Here is a 1982-nt window from a genome sequence, read left to right as displayed (position 1 = left end):
ATCCGCCAGCGGGCCATCCGGTGCCGGTGTCACGGGCTGGTACCCGCGGTGGACGGTCCGCCTCGCCGCCCACCGCCGGCCATCGAACGGTGGGGAGACATCCGGTAGCCGTCCCGGCGCGCGTCCCGGCCGGCATCCGCGGTGGCTCCGGCGACGGCCTGCGCCGGGACGGCCGTACGGCGCCGGCCACGACGGTCCGGGACGCCATCGAGAACGCCGCCGGCCGGGTCGTCCGCCCCGGTCGCGCGGACCACGTCCAGCTCCGGTCGCAGGATCTCGCGGATGACCAGCCCGGCCAGCACGCACAGCATGAGATCGCGGATGGCGACAGCGCCCACGAACCAGCCGCGGCCGATCCCGTGCGCTGCGTTGGTGTCGTTGTAGACGAAGTGCAGGAACCGGGTGAGCAGCACGTACGCCTCGCTGGCCTGCCAGGCGAGGAACGCCGGCCAGCGCGGCCTGGCCAGCGCCGCCAGCGGTACCAGCCACAGCGTGTACTGCGGGGAGAAGACCTTGTTGGTCACCAGGAAGGCGACGACGGTGAGGAACAGCAGCGCCGGCAGCCGCGGCCGCCGCGGCGCGAACCAGCCGAGCGCCGCGATGCCGACCAGCAGCGTCCCGAGAGCGATCATCGAGACGACGTTGAGGGTGCCGGTGGGGATCCCGTCGTCCCGGACGCTGCCGAGCACCTTCGGGACCGCGACCACGACCAGCAGCCAGCTCACCAGCCCGGCCAGCGCAATCGGTAGCCGCCGCGCCGGCCAGCGCGCGGCGGCCGCGAAACCCGCCGCCACCAGCAGCAGGCCGGCCAGCAGCATGGCGATCAGATGCAGCGGCCCGAACGCCCGGGGCGAGAAGGAGCCGGCCAGCCAGGTCGCTGCGAACGCCAGGGAGTCCCAGTCCGGGCCCCGCTGCGAGTTCAGGTCGACGAAGCGCAGCATCGCGTTCGTGGCCCCGCCGGGAGCATGGCCGTCGAGCAGCGCGAGCCAGTCGCCACCGGCCCGGAACGTCGTCCAGATGCTGTCGCCGGTGCGCTGGTCCTCGGTGAAGTAGCCGGCGATCAGCCACAGCGGCACCCACACGGCCGCGGCGGTCACGACCGTCGCCGCCATGGCCCGCACGAAGGCCCGGCCCCGGCCCGCGCGCAGGGCCAGCACAGCCAGCGGCAGCAGGAACAGCAGCGGGTAGAACTTGGTCGCCGCCCCGAGCCCGAACAGGATGCCGGCGAGCACGGGCGCGCGGCGTGACCAGGCCAGCAGTCCGGCGGCGGCGAACGTGACCGCGACGATGTCCCAGTTGGTCAGCAGATGCAGCACCAGGGCGGGGGCGAGGGCGAACAGGGCCGCGTCCCATACCCGGGCCCGGCCCGCCGCCAGCGCCGTACAGAAGACCGCCACGCAGGTCATGACCAGGAACAGCAGGGCCGTGACGTCGTAGAAGACGGCGGTGCGCTGGTCGATGGTGTAGCCGGCCAGCACCTGCCTGCCGTCCTCGTTCCGGTACACCGGCTGCGACGGCGAGGCGACGCCGGCGACCGACGACGCGAACTGCATGACCGCGCCGATCAGCGGCGGGTACTCGGTCGGGTAGTCGAGGAAGGGGCGCTTGCCCGTGGCCAGGCCTTCCTGGCCGTAGAGGGCGACCACGTCGGAGTAGCACATCCGCGTGTACTGGTACTCGTCCGACCAGTTGCGGGTGTCCCGGCAGGGCAGCTTCTGCGCGTACGCGAGGACGCAGGCGAGGATGGTGAACGCCATGAGCATCCGCAGCGGCGTCCACCAGCTCCGGCTGGCGCCGATGCGGGCGTGATCGCCCGGCGGGCCGCCGACGAGCATGCTGGCACCGGCGACCACCGGGTCCTCCCGGGACGGGCAGACCGGGGTGACGGGTGCCGCCCGCGGCGAGCGCTCGCCACCCGTCCCGGCCGCCAGCGGCCGCACGGTCATCCGCGGGCCCACCGGGACCGCCCGGCAGCCCACCGC

At 73.9% G+C, this 1982-nt stretch carries 1 protein-coding gene; it reads right to left on the bottom strand.

The window, feature by feature from the left end:
* Positions 1–29: 29 nt before the first annotated feature.
* Positions 30–1982, bottom strand: a 1953-nt coding sequence (locus NBW84_RS03110) for a glycosyltransferase family 87 protein (RefSeq protein WP_445548618.1), incomplete at its 5' end; no start/stop codon positions are given.

The sequence above is a fragment of the Protofrankia sp. CiP1_Cm_nod2 genome (assembly GCF_920664355.1).
GTDB lineage: Bacteria > Actinomycetota > Actinomycetes > Frankiales > Frankiaceae > Protofrankia.
The sequence above is the reverse complement of the archived record's forward strand: the minus strand, read 5'-3'. Positions and strand labels throughout refer to the sequence as shown.